Origin of the sequence: Collinsella sp. AF23-4AC, from assembly GCF_003462685.1 — a bacterium.
In the GTDB taxonomy this organism is placed as follows: Bacteria; Actinomycetota; Coriobacteriia; order Coriobacteriales; family Coriobacteriaceae; genus Collinsella.
Map to the genome: position 1 here is coordinate 1 of NZ_QRVE01000027.1, position 16,732 is coordinate 16,732.

General features: G+C 58.8%; 14 protein-coding genes. 3 read left to right on the forward strand and 11 right to left on the reverse strand.

The window, feature by feature from the left end:
• Positions 1 to 248: 248 nt before the first annotated feature.
• The 10 genes from DWY05_RS09490 to DWY05_RS09535 form a co-directional block, all read right to left on the reverse strand.
• A complete protein-coding gene (locus tag DWY05_RS09490) occupies positions 249 to 716 on the reverse strand; it encodes a YfcE family phosphodiesterase (protein ID WP_117837258.1) in 468 nt (155 codons plus the stop codon).
• 96 nt (positions 717 to 812) lie between these two features.
• The gene (locus DWY05_RS09495; protein WP_006235156.1) at positions 813 to 1,529 is read right to left on the reverse strand and encodes a LytTR family DNA-binding domain-containing protein; all 717 of its coding nucleotides are present in this window, start codon (positions 1,527 to 1,529) and stop codon (positions 813 to 815) included.
• A gap of 72 nt (positions 1,530 to 1,601) precedes the next feature.
• Positions 1,602 to 2,945: a histidine kinase gene (locus tag DWY05_RS09500; RefSeq protein ID WP_055310084.1), complete on the reverse strand. Its 1,344-nt coding sequence runs from the start codon at positions 2,943 to 2,945 to the stop codon at positions 1,602 to 1,604.
• A complete protein-coding gene (locus DWY05_RS09505) occupies positions 2,942 to 4,129 on the reverse strand; it encodes a glycosyltransferase (protein ID WP_035136756.1) in 1,188 nt (395 codons plus the stop codon). Before DWY05_RS09505 ends, DWY05_RS09500 begins: the two co-directional genes overlap by 4 nt.
• Positions 4,130 to 4,300: 171 nt before the next feature.
• On the reverse strand, positions 4,301 to 5,560 hold the full coding sequence (locus DWY05_RS09510; RefSeq protein WP_117821524.1) for an MFS transporter: 1,260 nt from the start codon (positions 5,558 to 5,560) through the stop codon (positions 4,301 to 4,303).
• Between the two features lie 102 nt (positions 5,561 to 5,662).
• Positions 5,663 to 6,607 (reverse strand): zinc dependent phospholipase C family protein, encoded by a 945-nt coding sequence (locus DWY05_RS09515; RefSeq protein ID WP_089573246.1) that lies wholly within the window; start codon positions 6,605 to 6,607, stop codon positions 5,663 to 5,665.
• Positions 6,608 to 6,699: 92 nt separating this feature from the next.
• The gene (locus DWY05_RS09520; RefSeq protein WP_117757816.1) at positions 6,700 to 7,434 is read right to left on the reverse strand and encodes a LytTR family DNA-binding domain-containing protein; all 735 of its coding nucleotides are present in this window, start codon (positions 7,432 to 7,434) and stop codon (positions 6,700 to 6,702) included.
• A 39-nt stretch (positions 7,435 to 7,473) separates the two neighbouring features.
• Positions 7,474 to 8,865 carry a histidine kinase gene (locus tag DWY05_RS09525; protein ID WP_117757817.1) on the reverse strand — a complete coding sequence of 464 codons (1,392 nt, stop codon included), beginning with the start codon at positions 8,863 to 8,865 and terminating at the stop codon, positions 7,474 to 7,476.
• 112 nt (positions 8,866 to 8,977) lie between these two features.
• Positions 8,978 to 10,255 (reverse strand): amidohydrolase family protein, encoded by a 1,278-nt coding sequence (locus DWY05_RS09530; protein ID WP_117634436.1) that lies wholly within the window; start codon positions 10,253 to 10,255, stop codon positions 8,978 to 8,980.
• Between the two features lie 131 nt (positions 10,256 to 10,386).
• On the reverse strand, positions 10,387 to 11,838 hold the full coding sequence (locus DWY05_RS09535) for an APC family permease (protein ID WP_117821526.1): 1,452 nt from the start codon (positions 11,836 to 11,838) through the stop codon (positions 10,387 to 10,389).
• A 514-nt stretch (positions 11,839 to 12,352) separates the two neighbouring features.
• Here DWY05_RS09535 and DWY05_RS10150 point away from each other — a divergent pair.
• A complete protein-coding gene (locus tag DWY05_RS10150) occupies positions 12,353 to 13,201 on the forward strand; it encodes a C39 family peptidase (RefSeq protein ID WP_233511300.1) in 849 nt (282 codons plus the stop codon).
• Positions 13,202 to 13,335: 134 nt separating this feature from the next.
• Here the strand turns inward: DWY05_RS10150 and arcC are convergent, their stop codons facing one another.
• The gene (arcC, locus tag DWY05_RS09545; RefSeq protein WP_055310076.1) at positions 13,336 to 14,298 is read right to left on the reverse strand and encodes a carbamate kinase; all 963 of its coding nucleotides are present in this window, start codon (positions 14,296 to 14,298) and stop codon (positions 13,336 to 13,338) included.
• Between the two features lie 435 nt (positions 14,299 to 14,733).
• Between arcC and DWY05_RS09980 the strand changes: the two genes are divergently transcribed.
• Positions 14,734 to 14,883, forward strand: coding sequence for a hypothetical protein (locus DWY05_RS09980; protein WP_158549138.1), 150 nt, complete (start codon positions 14,734 to 14,736; stop codon positions 14,881 to 14,883).
• A 107-nt stretch (positions 14,884 to 14,990) separates the two neighbouring features.
• Entirely contained in the window at positions 14,991 to 16,352 is a 1,362-nt protein-coding gene (locus tag DWY05_RS09550; protein WP_117821527.1) for an ATP-binding protein, read from the forward strand.
• Positions 16,353 to 16,732 lie beyond the last annotated feature (380 nt).

The window sequence follows — 16,732 nt, forward strand, 5'->3', positions numbered from 1 at the left end:
GCGCAAGACGGAAAGCACATTAAGTGCTTTCCTTTGCGTGCGGAACTCGCGACAAACTTAACCCCCGCCCTCAGCCCCGGAAGCCCTCCCTGCCGTCACTTTCTTCAACCAGTTTTGCGGGCGTGCGCCGCTGCGCGGCTAGCCCGCGTGCTCCTCGGCGGGGGTGGTCTTATGGATCTTGTTGGACTTTGGCCTTTGGCTTAAAGAAAAACGGGGGATGCATTGTGCATCCCCCGTTTTTGTTGCGGTTAGTCTAGGTCAATAAACTTGGTGCTTATGATCTTGCCGTCTTTTACTAGCATTCTGGCCATGGTGGGGCCTCGGGTGCCTCTGGGGGAGCTGGCGCTACCCGGGTTGAGGACTAAGCAACGGCCCACTTGGGCTTCTTTGGTTACGTGGGTGTGGCCGTTGATGGCTACGTCTACGGATCCCACCGGAAGGTCTTCGCGGTAGTGGGCTACGGCGAATTTGAGGCCTTCGTAGGTAAAGAGTGCAAGACGGTCTACATCGGGGCCGTAGTCGCGGTAGTAATCGTTGTTGCCCAGTACGGCCCGCACGGGGGCGATGGTGCATAGGTGCTCGTAGTCCATCTCCGACGTAAGGTCGCCGGCGTGGATAATCAGGTCTGCGCCTTCAAGCTCATCCAGGAGCGCAGGCGAAAGATAGCCGTGGGTGTCCGAGATGATGTCGATGCGCTTGGCGCTTGCACTGTTCATGGGATCCCTTCCGCAAAAAACGATTCGGCAGAAACATACAAAAAAGGCCCCACGGCTCCGCAGACGATGGGTCTACAGGGCTGCGGGGCCAGTGTGCTAGAGACTCAGAGCCTTCTTGAGCGGCACGACGCGGCGGCGCGAAACCGGCACGCGTTCGTCGACGCCCGTAATGCCCAGCTGGATGGCACCCGAGGGCACCGTCTCGACGTCCGTGACGCACGCCAAGTTGACGATATAGCGGCGGTGAACACGGAAGAAGCCAAAGTCGCAGAGCTTAGCCTCAAACTGCGCCAACGAGGTCGTCGACAAAAAACGATCGTCGACGGTATAGATGCAGGAGTAATCGTCCTTGGCCATGATAAAGCGAATGTCGTCCACGGGAATAAGCACCTTGCGGCCGCCCTTTTCCACCGGGATACGCTCGATGGTCACCTTGCTGTCCGTAACCGGCTTGGCGCGTTGCATGACCTTCTCGATCGCGCGATCCAAGCGAGCTTCCTCGACCGGCTTCATCAGATAATCGACGGCATCCACGTCGAATGCCTCGACCGCATGGTCGCTATACGCAGTCACAAACACGATCGCCGGCGGATTTTTGAGCTTATGCAGCGCCTCGGCAAGTTGCAGGCCCGAGGCACCGGGCATCGAGATATCGAGAAACACGACATCCACGCGACTTTCCATAAGCATCTCGATGGCGGAGCGAACGCTCGACGCCTCCGTGATCGTGCCGATCTTGCCCGTTTGCTCGAGCAGGAAGCGAAGCTCCGAGCGAGCCGGCGCCTCATCATCCACAATCATCGCACGCAGCATAGGGATAAAACCTTTCGTCAACTAACTACGCCGGGCATCCGTCGCATGACGTTGAACCCGTAGCCTTTTATTTTACTCTTGAATGTCAAAGATGCTCTCTGACAAATCAAGATGAAGGAGCACTTTAGTGCCCTTGCCCGGCGCCGATTCGACACGCGTATAGGAATGCGGCCCATAAAAGCGGTGAATGCGCTCCGAAATATTGTGCATGGCCACACCGGCGCCGCCACCCTGGGGAGAGCTGGCGTCGGGACGGGCAGAGCGCTCGTCAAACAGCCTGGCGGCGGTACCCTCATCCATGCCCACGCCATTATCGGCCACGGCAATCAAGATTGCATCCTCGCCGTCTTGGTGAACGGTCACGTCGATCCTCAGGGCGTCGTCATCGCCCATACCATGACGTACGGCATTCTCGACAATCGGCTGGATCACGAACGCCGGCACCAGCGTATCTTCCACGTCCTCGGACACATCGAACGTCGCAAGCACGCGGTCCTCGCCAAAGCGGGCCTTCTCAAAGGTAAGGTAGCGCTTGGTCTGTGCAACCTCGCGCGAGACCGGAATAAGCGATCCCGAGTTGTCGAGCGTGGCACGATAGAACGATGAGAACTCACGAAGCAGTTCGCGGGCCCGCAGCGGATCGGTGCGCGTAAACGATGCAATGGTGTTCAGCGTGTTGAACAGGAAGTGCGGGTTAATCTGCGCCTGCAGCGCACGCACCTCGGCGCGCGCCGTGAGTTCCTTTTGCACCTCGAGCTCGTGGATGGCGAGCTGCGTGGACAAGATCTCGGCAAAGCCCGAGGCAAGCGCGTACTGGGTACGGTCGACGGCGCGCGGGGTCTTGTAGTAGAACTTGAGCGTGCCGACGGTACGATCGCCTACCTTGATGGGGGCGATAATGCCGGCGGGAACTTGGTTGTGCGAGCCGTCCGAGCCCACGACATCCACCATACGGTTGAACGACTGCACGATGCCATGTTCGATAACGTAGCGTGTGGCAAGCGTGTGGATGGGAGAATCTGGCAGTAGTTTTTCCTCAAACTCTCCCGCGCAGGCAAGCACGTTGCCCTCGTCGGTGATGGCCACCGTCATGGCGCGCGTCTCGGGCAAAATGCGCCGGCACACCAAACGCGCCGACTCCTGCGTCAGACCGCCCTTAATGTCCTCGAGCATGGCCGAGGCCACCGAGAGCGTCTCCTCGGTGTACTGGGAGCGCACCGAATCGGGATTGAGCGTCAAAAAGATAAAGATGCACAGAAAGATGCACAGCAGCGCGCAGGCAATCACCGTGGCGATCGGCTCGATACCGGTCACCAAGGCAAAAATAAAGTACACCAGCACGCAAATGGCGCAGGCAACGGCAATGATGCGAAAGATTGATATTGAACTATCGCGCTGGGCGCGGCGGTCGATCATTCGGCCCCCTCCAGGATACTGATCAGTTGTGCGTCACGCCAAAGCCCGTCCATGATCTTGGGCCAAAAGCTCTGGAAACGCAGGTAGCTTGCAGCGTTTTGGCGCGCATAGGCCTTTGCCTCGCCGATACCATGGCGCCAAATGCGCAGGTAGCCCTCATGCTCGCGGGTAAACACGCTGCGGACCATAGCGGTCTTGCGCACGCGGTCGTCGAGCTCGCGCGAAATCCACGGGCCCGGGTAGGGCATGAGTGATGCCGCCGTAACGGGAATGAGCTCCTTTTGATGCGCGGCGAACGTCAACTTGGCCCGTTCGTAGTACCAACGGTATACATCCTGCATAAAGCGCGGTGAGCGCTTTTCGGACTCCGGAGGCAGATGGCGCACGGTCCACTCGTTATCAAACCACACGTCGTAGCCAAACATACGCATGTTAAAGAGGTAATCCAAGTCCTCGCCGCGGGTGATAAACGGGTCAAAGGCCACACGCGTAAAGGCGCGGGCGTGCAGGGCCATCAGGCCGCCGCACACGTAGTTGGAGCGCGAGATGCGGGTGCCCGAGAGCGCCTTTTTCATCCAACGGTTGAACTCGATGCGCTTGGTCCACCAACGATGGCAGATGCCCGCCTTGTCCGTGGGAGCCAGCGGCGAGCCGTCGCGATCGTAGAAATAGCCGCTCTTGACCAAGATCGGCAAGCCCTGACGCGTCTGCTGCCCCAACGCATAGGTCGCGCGCTTCATAAAGTCGGCGTCGATGACAGTCTCATCGTCATCCAAAAAGATAACCGCGTCATGCCCCAGCACAGCGGCACAGGCTAGCCCCATGTTGCGGATGGCACCGTAGCCTCGCAGGCTCACGCACTCGCCCGAACCCTTGGGCGCGATCTGAGCAACCCGGTCTGCGATGCGCGAGGCCTGGGTGTTGGTGACAACGGTGACCTTGAGCGTGGGATGCGCGTCGACAATCTCGCGCACGCGCAGCGACACATCGGCTGTGGCAGAAACGGGACAGACCACCAAAAGGATGATGCGCGGGATGTCACGTACCTGCTCAAGCGAGGCCAGGCAGCGGTCGAGTTCGGGATTGTCGGCGTTGAGTCGCGTCGAATGGTCATAGGTGCCAGGGGCGTTTGCGCAAGCGTCATCGCCCGCCCAATACGTTGGAATCACGACCGTGGCGTTCATGCCTTACCCTCCCTGCAACACAAAAACGGGACGCCGCCAAACACAGGCGACGCCCCGCGACCTAGCTGATTCCATCATACCCACTTGGGCAAATCATTGCTCGCAAGTCGCAATGTTTATTGCGGATAACCCCAAAAGAGTACCGTGGACAGGCACAATAGCCGCTCGCTCCTATGCGGCATGCTCTGCCGCCCGAGTCATGCGGGACAGGCGGACCAGCAGCATAAAGCCAACGACCAGCAGCACACCAATGGAAAGGACGCCCAGCGACGGGTTGCCGGTCAGCGAGGTGACGATCGACACCAGGAAGGTGCCCATAACGCTTGCATAGCGGCCAAAGATGTCAAAGAAGCCGTAGTACTCGTTGGACTTTTCCTTGGGAATAATGCGACCAAAGTAGCTGCGGCTGAGCGCCTGCACGCCGCCCTGGAACAGGCCGACCATAATGGCAAGCACCCAAAACTCAAAGGCGGTCTTTAGGAAGAACGCGGCGAACAGCACAATGCCCATATAGGCGGCGACTGCCACCAAGATCATGTTGAGCGTGCCCACGCGGCCGGCGAGCTTGCCGTAGATGATGGCGGACGGAAAGGCCACGAACTGCGTGACGAGCAGCGCCAGGACCAACTGGGTCGAATCGATGCCCAAGGCCGATCCGTAGCTGGTTGCCATGGAAATGACCGTGTGCACACCGTCGATGTAGAAGAAGAACGCGATCATGTAGACCAGCACGGTCTTGTTGTGGGCGATCTCGCGCATGGTGTGTCCGACCTCGGAGAACACACCGCCCACGATGTGGCCGATGGTGTCCTGGGGACCGCGCTCGCGACCGTACTTTTGCTTATAGGTGCGAATGAGCGGCAGGGTAAAGATGAGCCACCAGGCACCAGTGATGACAAACGACAGACGCGTTGCCAGCATGGTGGGGACGCCAAGAGCGGGGCCACCCATGATAAGCGCCAAGCAGATGATGAACGGCACGGTGGAACCGATGTAGCCCCAGGCATAACCCGAGCTGGACACGGCGTCCATGCGCTCGTCGGTGGTAATGTCGGGCAGCATAGCGTCGTAGAATGTCATAGAAGAGTTAAGGCCGATGGTGCACAGCACGTACACGGTCAAAAATGCCATGGCGGACATTGGGATAGCCTGCGCCAGGCAAAGCACCAGGCCCGTGAGGAAGAAGCCCAAGAAGAACTTGATCTTGTTGCCGGCGTAATCGGCAAGCGCGCCCAGAATGGGCATGAGCATGGCAATGACCAGCGAGGCAATCGTCTGCGCGTTGCCCCAAGCGACCACCAGGTCTGCCGAGGAAGCACCGGTATTGATGGCGTTAAAGTAGATGGGCACCACCGAGGTATTGAGCAGCACGAGGGCCGAGTTGCCCACATCGTACATAACCCAGTTACGCTCGAGCTTGGTGTATTTCATGGACAGGGCCCCTTCGTATTCGCCCGATATGCAGTTAGTTCATCGTACCCCAATTGTCCAGAGGCGCCGGTAAGGATTCGGCAAAGGGGGCACGCACGAGCCCTACTCCTCGCGGTCGAACTCCTCGTCGGCGCCGAGCACGCGACCGCTGTAATTGACGTGGTTGGTCACGGCTTCCATATCGCCGGTCTCGATAAAGCGGGCGACCGTGCACTCGTAATCGACCAGCGCGCGGTCAAAGACCTCGGGGAAACTCTCGGTCGAGACTTCATCAGTAAAGGGGTTCTTCCATGCCAAGTGGCCCAGGTTGCCGGTACGCTCGGGCAGCTCGGTCGTCACGCGGTGCGCAAGGCCGTCGAGCAGCGAATAATCGTGCACCAAGCCCTCGAGCAGGGCAATCGCGCGCGTCTTGGCCGAACCAGCCGGCTCGATAGTACGGTAGAGCAGCTGCATGTCGGCTACGGCGCCGGCGTACTCCCCCGCCGGGATGTCGATACCGTACACGCGCCCGGCGACGTAGCTCATCAGCACGCCGGCAACGCGATTGATGCGGTCGGTAGTGACGATCTCGCCCGCCGGCGGATAATCCTCGACCGTGGCCCCGTCACGTTTAAGCTGCAGCATCAGCACGTCCAGGTCGCTTTCGAGCACGGCGTGAACTTGACTGCCCGAAGCCTCGAGCTCGGGGTCGGACTCAACAATGCCAAACTGCTGCTCGTAGACAAAGGGATGGGCATTGCGGTCGAGCACATAGTGCGACAGCAGGCCCAGCGCAAACGCGCGACCCAGATTGGCATCGCGCGGCTGCAGGTGCGACACGCCATCGCGCAGGCACGAGAACTGGCGCGACATGCGCGAGCGGTGCATGACCTGAGCCAGCAGCGTGCAGTCGGAAACACGCGGTGTCAGAATGTGAAAGAAAAACGGGTCGGGGCCTTGGTTGCCCAAGATAAAGGCAATGCGCTCTTCATCGGACGTGATGACGCCCTGCGGAAGACGGTCGATGCTTTCCTCGCCAAACAGATGATGGGTGATAAGCGCGGGCATAATGATCCTTTCGATTTCATTCGATGCCACCCATTATGCCCACCGCGCGCCCATACCAAACCTGCGATGGTAAACGACGGCACGCAAGCCTCTTACGCAAGCCCCAGGTGCGACTTGACCTCGGCGGCACGACGGCGGGACACCGGCACCGTCGAGCTCACGCGGTCGAGCCTGAGCTCCATCAACCCCGTGGAGCCAATCTCAACATTGTGCACGTCTTCCAAATTGACCAGATAGCTGCGATGGACGCGGATAAAGCCCTCGGAGCCCAAGCGACGTTCGAGCGAAGAGATCGACTCATTAATCAGATATGTTCCCTCGGCGCAGACGGCGTTGCAAAAATCGGCACGCGCCTCAAAGTAGCAGACATCCGCCACGGGGATGAACACCTTTTTACCCCCGCGGTCCACCGTCAGGCGAAGGGGCTGGCGCGGGGTATGGACAGCGCGGCGAACACCCAGGGCGGTTTCGATCTTGTCGAGCGCCTTTGACAGGCGGGCATCCTCGACCGGCTTGACGACATAGTCGACAGCATCGAGGTTATACGCGTCGGCCGCGAACTCTGCAAACGCCGTCACAAACACCACCACCGGCGGCGTCTTTAGGTTTTGCAGGGTCTCGGCTAGCTCAATTCCCGAGCGGCCGGGCATCGTGATATCCAAAAACAGCACGTCGGGCTTGTTCGACAGAATCGACTCCACGGCCTCGGTGACATTGCCCGCCTCGGCAATCTGTCCCACACGTGCATCCTTTTCCAGCAGATAACGTAGCTCAGCCCTAATAGGAGGCTCGTCATCAACCACCAAGATGTTCCATCCCTCGGACATATGCGCTTCCCCTCTTTTTTCTCTCAATCCAACCGCGCGCTACACCTTCATCGGCGCCGGCTCATGCGGCTCGCCGTTCAGCTCGACGATGACCTGCGTCCCCACGCCCTCCTGGGACTTCACGCGCATGCCAGAATCTTCCCCGTAAAAGAAATGGATGCGCTGAAGCACGTTGAAGAGCGCCAGGCCGCAGCCTCGCTTGATGGAGCCGTCGGCGGTAATGCTCTCGGGCTCCTCTCGGCGATGCTGCTCAAACAGGTGCGCGCAGACTTCTTCGCTCATACCGATGCCGTCATCTTCGACGATGATCTCCAGACCGTCATCGGTCTCAAAAGCCCCAACACGAATAGAAAGCGGCTCGGTCTCGCGCTGGGCATGCTTGATACAGTTTTCGAGCAGCGGCTGTAAGATAAACGGCGGCACCATGCTGTCGCGCACCTCAAAGTCGATGTCGACCGAAACGCGCAGACGGCCGTCGCCATACCGGGCCTGCATAAGATTGATATAACGAGTGCCCTGTTCCACCTCATGCTCGAGCGTGGTGAGCGTATCGGAGTCAGAAAGCGTCTGACGATAGTAATTGGAAAAGTCGATCAGCAGCGATCGCGCCTTGTCGGGCTCGGTTCGCACGAGCGACACGATAGTGCTGATGGTATTGAACAGAAAATGCGGGTCGACCTGCGACTGTAGGGCGCGCAGCTCCACGCGGGCCGTAAGCTCGTCCTGGCGCTCGAGCTCAAAGCTGGCGAGCTGCGTGGAAATGAGATCGGCAAAGCCCGAGGCTAACGCCGTCTGGCGCATATCGATGCTGCTCAGGCGGGGATAGTACAGCTCGAGCGTACCCACGCAATGCCCGCGCACGGTAAGCGGTGCGACAATACCGGCGCGCAGGCGGGGAAAATAGCCACCCGTCTCATTGGAGGTGTCACGCGAAAACACGCTCTGCTCGCCCGTCTCAATCACACTGAGCGTGGTCTCGAGCACGACCGGGGTGCCGGCGGGACACTTTGTCGAATCCTCGCCCCAACTTGCCAACACCTGCTTGCCGTCGGTGAAGCAGATGGCCGAGGCGATAGTTTCGGACAGAATGATTTTGGAGGCGCCCAGGGCAGCTTCGGGCGTAAGGCCACGCGACGTGTAGGCGAATATTTTTGATGCGATGGCGAGTGTACGGTCGGTTGCGCTCGATGTGAGGTCGTCGGGGACCACAAAGACATACGAGAAAAAGAAGCACAGCATGACCAGGCCGGCAATAACGACAACGCCCGGAACGGGATTGGGATTATCGGTTAAATCCCAGATAAGCAACAGGATAAGCGCCGGAACGACAACACCGAGCAGGATGGCCTGGACCACATGCTGGGCCGTACGAAAGACCTTGGTAGAGTTGTAGCTCTTGCCCAGAATCAGCCTATTGAGATCCACCGTCATCTCCTTCTTACTGACGCACCTCATAGCAATAAAGAGGGCCGCAAGCGACCCTCTCCATTGCATTATGCAATCAAAAACTGTGTTTTACATCCAGCCATCGACAAACGGTATCTTAGGCGCTGTATTTGTTGGCCTCGCCAAAGGTGCCAGCCTCGACGATCCAGCCGTCCTTCATGATGACGTCCATGTTGTCGGTGTTGAGCACGTGGATGTCGGCGGCGACGTCACCGTTGACGACCAGCAGGTCGGCGCACTTGCCGGCCTCGATGGAACCGGTCTCGTCCTCGATGTGGCACATCTTGGCACCGTTGAGGGTGGCACAGGTGATGGTCTCGACCGGGGTGAAGCCGATCTTGTCGACGAACTCGTACATCTCCTCGATAGAGCAGGTGCCGTACGGGGTGACGAAAGAGAAGGAGTCGGAGCCGATCGTCATGACGACGCCGCGCTTCTTGGCCTCGCGCAGGCAGTCGTAGTTGCGCTGCAGCTCCTTCTCGACCAGGGTGCCCTCGTACTTGTCGTGCAGCTCGGGGACGTAGACGGGCGGATAGGTGGCGTACCAAGTGGGCAGGAAGGCGATCGTCGGGGTGAAGAAGGTGCCCTGCTCGGCCATGAGGTCCATGGTGCGCTCATCGATATCGAAGCCGTGAATCAACTGCTCGCAGCCAAAGCGAACGGAATCGTAGGCAGCGGCGTGGTTGTTGTAGCAGTGGCTCCACACGGGGATGCCGACCATCTTTGCCTCTTCGACCACGGCCTGGATCTCCTCGGAGCAGTAGTGCTGGTCGCGGCCGGAGTCCCAGCGCCAGATGCCGCCACCGGTAGCCCAGATCTTGATGGCATCGGGGTTCTCGCGCAGGCGACGACGGACGGCCTTACGCAGATCCCAAGGACCGTCGACCTGATCGCCCCAGGGGTGCGATTCCTTGTTGAGCTCCTGGCTGCAGTGGTGGGAGTCGCCGTGGCCGGCAACGCGGCAGAAGCCAAGGCCGGTTGCCAGAACGCGCGGGCCCTTGAAGACGCCCTTGTCGATGCAGTCACGGATCTGGATACCAAAGCGGCCGATCTCGCAGACGGTGGTGAGGCCGTGGGTGAGGCAGTCGTAGGCCTGCTTGACGGCGACGGCCTGCTTCTCGAGGAGCGGCTGCATGACCCAGTCGGTGTCATCGTCGGTCAGGTTGCCCGAGAAGTGCAGGTGGGTGTCGATCAGGCCGGGAAGGACGGTCTTGCCGGCGGCGTCGATGACCTCAACGCCCTCGGGAAGGTCCTGCATGACACCGGCGTACTCGATCTTGCCGTTGTCGTCGACGAGAACGAGGGAGTTCTCGACCGGCTCGGCACCGGTACCGTCGATGAGCTTGCCGCCAACGATTGCATACTTAGTGGACATGGTTCCTCCTTATGGATCCATATAGTGGGCGAGGCCGTGTTGGGTTAAGGCCTCACAAAACTACCCAAGTGGTGCCGGGTTCGGTGCGCGAAAGAGAGGATCCCGCGCACCCGATCCGCCCCGGCTAGGCGCTACTTTTTGCGAGAATTGGTAAAGGCCATAAGAGCCAGGCCAATGGCCAGCCAGCCGATCACGATGCTCCACTCCACCATGTTGAGGGAGGCGGGAGAGAACGGGATTACGAGCAGGCCGATGATGACGGCGCAGGCAGCGACAGCGAGGCAGATGCCAAACTTGCCGCCGGGCACCTCGTAGGGACGAGGCAGGTCGGGCTCGGTGAAGCGCATGCGCAGGCAAGCGAGGGCGACCATGCCGCAGGAGAAGATGAAGGCGAGGGCCGACACGTTAGTCAGAGGAATGAGCATGTTCTTGCCCAGGAACGGACCGATGACGGTGATGACGCCCAGGACGACGCAGGCGAGCTTGGGAGCGCCGGACTTGGGGTCGACCTCGGCGAATTTCTCGGGCAGCTGGCCCTTGCGGCCCATGGCAAGCATGATGCGGCTCGTGGCGCCGTAGAAGGAGTTCATCGGGCCCATGGGTCCAAGCGTAGCGATGACGAGCATGGCCAGGTACAGAAGCATGTTGATGCCCTTGAGGCAGGCAAGCGCGGGAACCGGGCTCTTAACAAACTCATGCCAGTCGAGGATGGTGCCGAACGAGTAGATGCAGACCATGTAGAAGCCGCCGGCGGCCAGCAGGGCCAGGGAGATGATCTTACCGAACTTGTTCCAGTTGAGGCCCTCGGCTGCTTCCTCAGCCTGCTGAGGAATGGTGTCGAAGCCGGCGTAGAAGAACGGGGTCAGAACCAGGACCGACACGATACCGGCGAACAGGCTGGTGCCCTCGGTAGCGGGCTTGCCGCCGCCAGCACCGGTGACCTGGGAGAACACGGGCATGGCGTTGTCCGGCGAACCGGTGAACAGCGAGACGCCCATGGCGAGCAGCATGCCGCAGAGCAGGGCCTTGGTCAGGAAGGCCTGCAGCTTGGCGGCCGAGCTGGCACCGCGGAAGTTGAGGAAGATGACGTAGGTTGCAAAGCCGAGCGCGATCAGCGTCGGGAACAGGTAAACGTCGGCACCCAGGATGGTGTAGAGCTTGACGGCGCGCAGCCACTCAAGGCCTGGCAGGCTGCCGAACATCTCGGACACGAGAGTCGAGATGGCGATGGCCTCCCACGGGCACAGGATGCCGTTGCCCAGGGCCAGGAGCCAGCCGGTGATGTAGCTCATCGTACGGCCAAAGCTACGATCGACATACTCGACGATGCCGCCCGAAATGGGGATAGCAGCCGTGAGCTCACCGAAAACAGCTCCGACGGGCACGAGGAAGATTGCGCCCAAGAGGAATGCAATCATAGCGGGAACGGGACCGCCGCCCACGACCATCCAGTCGCCGACCTGCAGAACCCAGCCAGTTCCGATGATGGCGCCGAAACCGATGGTGAAGAAGTTCCAGAGCGAAAGCGTTTTCTTCATGCCGCCGTTACCTTCGACTGCAACTTCTGCGTTCTTGTCCGCCATTGTTCCCCTCCTTTCCTTATTGACGCCTCTTTGGCGTCACCCCTTGCGCGGTCTGTTTTGCCGCGCGCTTTTATTTCGTGGCTTTACAATACGGCCTTGGCACAGCAGCGCCGCTTGTGGCTCGACCGAGGGCAGAACTGCAAAACGAGCGGCGCCGTTTTTGGGACGAACGGCACGGTTTGCCGCTCATTGTTGTCGCCCGTCCGACGGGCGTACGCTCATCGGACGCATATAGAGATGTTTTTGAGGCCGTGTGTTTTGCGCCTTTCGTACCGTTTACCGAGCTTTTGACGCGCGGACCCATTTGTTGCACATCTTTTTTGTAGGATAGACAGGTTATACATGAGACAAGGCGGTACGAATGGCATACGGATACAACGACGGTGATCAACGGCGACAAAGCGTTCGCCTTGCTGGCCGCACCACGCCAACGCCCAGAAGCACCTCCGACAACGACAACCCGCAGCGCCCCCAAGTGCAGACCGGGGCTTCTTCGCGGCAACAGAACCGTACCGTGCAGCAGTCAGACCGCGTGAGTACGAGCACACGCCAACGTCAGACCGACATATCGCAGCCGCGCCGCTACGATCGCCGTAAGACCGACTACTACGTTAAATGTTCCTTTTCGCGACCTCAACGCGATCGCGGCAATTCCGCCCCTCGCCCCGCGTCGCATACCACAAGCCACGTGCTTCCGGCCCGCCGCCTACGCCTTGCGCTTTGCTCCATTGCCGCCTGCCTCGTCTTTGTGTTTTTGGGATCCTGTATCTCCCACGGATCAGCCGGTCTTGAGCCCACTGCCGAGGACAAGCTGCTTAAAGCTCCCATCGCGCCCGGTTACTCCTTTGCGTTCTCGACCCCACGCTCGCAATGGCAGGCCGGCACCATGCCCCACATCTACCAAATTGACCCCGCATGGTCGGAGCTGCCCTATGCCGGCGGCACTATTCGCGAAAACGCTTGCGGCCCCACTTGTCTCACCATGGTCTATATCTTTAAGACTGGCCACGCCGATAAGACACCGGTCGATATATGCGCACTGGCCGAAGCCGGCAACTACGCCCCCACTGGTGCCACCGAGTGGTCGTTTATGACAGGCGGTGCGTGGCAGCTGGGACTCAACGGAACACAGCTCTATAACGATCGCGAATCGATTACCCAAGCACTTCGCTCGGGTGCGCCCGTTATCGCCGCAGTGCGCCCCGGTACGTTTACCAACGTAGGCCACTACATCGTGCTCTACGGCATCGACGATGCCAGCCAGATTGGCGTCTACGACCCCAACTCGGCCAGCCGCAGCGCCCGTCGCTGGGGCGTCGTAGAGGTCCTCAACGAAGTCGAAGCCATGTGGGCCTACTACTAGTCGTTTAAGAATGTCCCCAATGACTAGGTGAATAGCAAAAGCCCCGCAGCCGGAGCGGACTGCGGGGCTCATGAAGAGAGGCTAGTTTGTGGGCGCTTTGCCTGGCGCCCACGAGAGAGGCAACAGAGTAGAGACTACTCGTGGATGCGGGTACCGGAGAGACCGGCCATGGTCTCGGCGGCCTTGTCCAGGGCACCGATGATGCAGGTGCGGCCCTTGCGGGAGCGGGCAAACTTGATGGCGGCGCGGACCTTGGGCTCCATGGAGCCCTTGCCGAACTGACCCTCGTCGGCCAGGCGCTCGGCCTCGTCGGCGGTGATGTCCTCGAGCTCCTCCTGGTTGGGCTTGCCAAAGTTGATGGCGACATGCTCAACGGCGGTCAGCAGGAACAGAACGTCGGCGTCGCAGTCCTCGGCCAGCAGCTCGCCGCCCAGGTCCTTGTCGATAACGGCGGGAACGCCCTTGTAGCAGCCCTTGTTCTCGTAGTCGCGGACGACGGGGATGCCGCCGCCACCGCAGGCGATGACGATGAACTCGTTGTCGAGCAGGTTGAGGATGGAGTCAGCCTCGACGATCTTCTTGGGATCAGGGGAAGCGACAACGCGACGCCAGCCGCGGCCGGAATCCTCGACGAAGACCTTGGAAGGATCCTCGGCCATGAACTCCTTGGCCTGCTCCTCGGTGTAGAAGGGACCGATCGGCTTGGTCGGGTTCTTGAACGCGGGATCGTCCGGGTCGCACTCGATCTGGGTGACGACGGTGGCGGCGTGCCAACGCTTATAGCGCTTGTGCATCTCGCGGCCGATGCCCTGCTGCAGGTGATAGCCAATGTAGCCCTGGGACATGGCGCCGCACTCGGGCAGCGGCATCTCGGGGGTGCCGATGGCGTCGTGGGCAGCGGCGAAGGCGTTCTGGATCATGCCGACCTGCGGGCCGTTGCCGTGGGTGATGATGATCTCGTTGCCCTGCTCGATAAGACCAAGGAGAGCGTGGGCGGTGTTGCTCACGGCCTCGATCTGCTCGACGGGGTTGTTGCCGAGGGCGTTGCCGCCGAGGGCGACGACAATACGATCGGGCTTGCCAAGAGGCTTAGACATTGCTGGAATCCTTTCTGTAAAAGGCCTACAACCCATTAATAACCCGCGTCCGTGCGATACGCGAGTTTATTAAGGTTTATATTCTCTTTATCGCTCATTTTATTCATTTTGAAAATACCTAAGCGGCGAACGGTCGATTTTACCCGCTCAGCGTAAAGAAGCCCAGTTCAGGCATATCTACGCCATTTACGTGCAACTTTATTTAAATAGAGCAGGGATTAGACCAGATTATGCAAACTATATCTTTGCTAAACACAAAACGGACAGCGCAATATCTTACTCGCACTATACGCGATTCTATACATTAATTTGACGAGTATGCACCCCTGCAAAAACATGGGGCTTTTCATCCAACATAAGGGATAGCCGATCGCGCTTCACCCCGCGGCAAGCGACTGCGAGTTCGCAGTATGGAACTTTACCGTCGGCTTCTGCATGAACGCTACCGACGCCCTTTCGCTCCTGCGCGCCCAAGCAGCCGAGAACGCTAACGGCGCCACTGTCAACCTGGCCACCCTCAACAACGGCGCCGCCAGCCTTTTCGCAAAGTACCGTGCTGGCTCGCTGGCTTTGAGGCCTAAGTGAGCTTTGCTATTTGCCAATTTTTGTATGATTTGGGTCAAATCTATTTGTCAATTTTTGTATGATTAGGGGCAAATCTATTTGCCAATTTTTGTCAATGAGGTGTTTTAATGCTACGTCGCAAAGTCACTGATAGGCTTTTGAGCTGGAAGAATAACTCCCATAAGGCCCTGCTTGTTACCGGTGCGCGTCAGATTGGCAAGAGCTATGCGATTCGCGCGTTTGGAAAGAGCAACTACGCTTCGTATTATGAGGTCAATCTGCTACTTGATGCCGAGGCAAGAGACGTACTTGTTGGCGCTAAGAACTCCATTGACTTCATCAACCGTGTGGCCCTTCTTGCGGATGCACCGCTTATTGAGGGAGATACGCTTATCTTTGTCGATGAGATTCAGGAGTATCCGCAGATCGTTACACTTATGAAGGCGCTGGTCGAGGACGGACGCTTTAGCTATGTCTTCTCGGGGTCTATGCTTGGGACTGAGTTTAAGGGGATCTCTTCTTTCCCGGTGGGGTATGTCGAGCACATTGTTATGCGGCCAATGGATTTTGAAGAGTTTTGTTGGGCAAACAGCATCAGCGAGAATGTGCTTGCAGACATCCGCAGCTGCCTTGTCGAGAGGCGTCCCGTCGAAAATTTTATTCATGAGGCGATGCTCAAAAACTTTAGAGCTTATATCGTTTGCGGCGGCATGCCGGAGGTCGTTCAGAACTATATCGATTCGGGCTATTCGCTCGTGAGAACGCGTGAGCTTCAAATTCAGCTAGTCGATCAGTACAAAAGCGATATCTCTAAATATGCATCGACTCGAGCGTTTAACGTTCGCTCCATTTTCGAGCAAATTCCCGTTCAGCTTGAGGCGGAGTCCCATCGCTTTATCGTCTCGTCTCTAGGCGAGGGAGCTCGTCTTCAAAAATACGAGCAGGATTTCCTATGGCTGGTGAACGCAGGCGTTGGATTGATGGTCCCCCAGGTGACGGAGGCACGAAGTCCTCTCAAGAGGACGGAGAAAACGACGGCCTTTAAACTATACGAGTCCGATACAGGTATGCTCGCATCGCGGTATCCCGGCAGCACGGCACGCGCCGTCTACCTTGACATGAAAACCCCCAACCTCGGCGGCCTCTATGAGAACGTGGTCGCACAGGAACTCGTTGCCCTCGGAGCAGATACGTGGTACTACCAAACGCGTGAGGTCGGTGAAGTCGACTTTGTAATCGAAGGTGCCCGCGGGCATGTTGTCCCAATCGAAGTCAAATCGGGCAAGAAAGTTCGAGCACATGCAGCCCTCGACCGTTTGATGAGTGTGGGCGAGTACAAAATTCCCGAGGCCGTTGTGCTGAGCCACGAAAACCTTTGCAAAGAGGGCAAGATCCTTTACGTTCCAATCTATATGACATTCTGTCTCGATGAGTTTATGGAAAAGGACGACCCCAACAACGATTTCTCGTTTGCACCCATATCTCTCTAGGTCATCTGAGTCCGCAAGCCAGCCCCCACGCCCAAAGTACTGCGCCTTTCGCGCCAAAGGCGCGAAACAGCAAGGGGATAGAAGGCAGCGACAACCAACTCCCCCACTATGCCCAAAGTGCTGCGATGTTTCGCGCAAAGCGCGAAACAGCACTGGGGCAGCAGAAGGCCACAATCAGCTAGCCCTCCATGCCCAAAGTGGCGCGTGGTTTCGCGGCCACGCCGCGAAACAGCGACCGGGACAAGGCACCCCCACAGCCACGTCCTTCATTCAGCCCCACAATCCGAGGACGTAGTCGTAGCAGGATCTGAGGGCTAACCTTCGCGGACACTCCGCACTGATATCTTCTGTATTGAAGACGTCGATGATGCACCCGTATA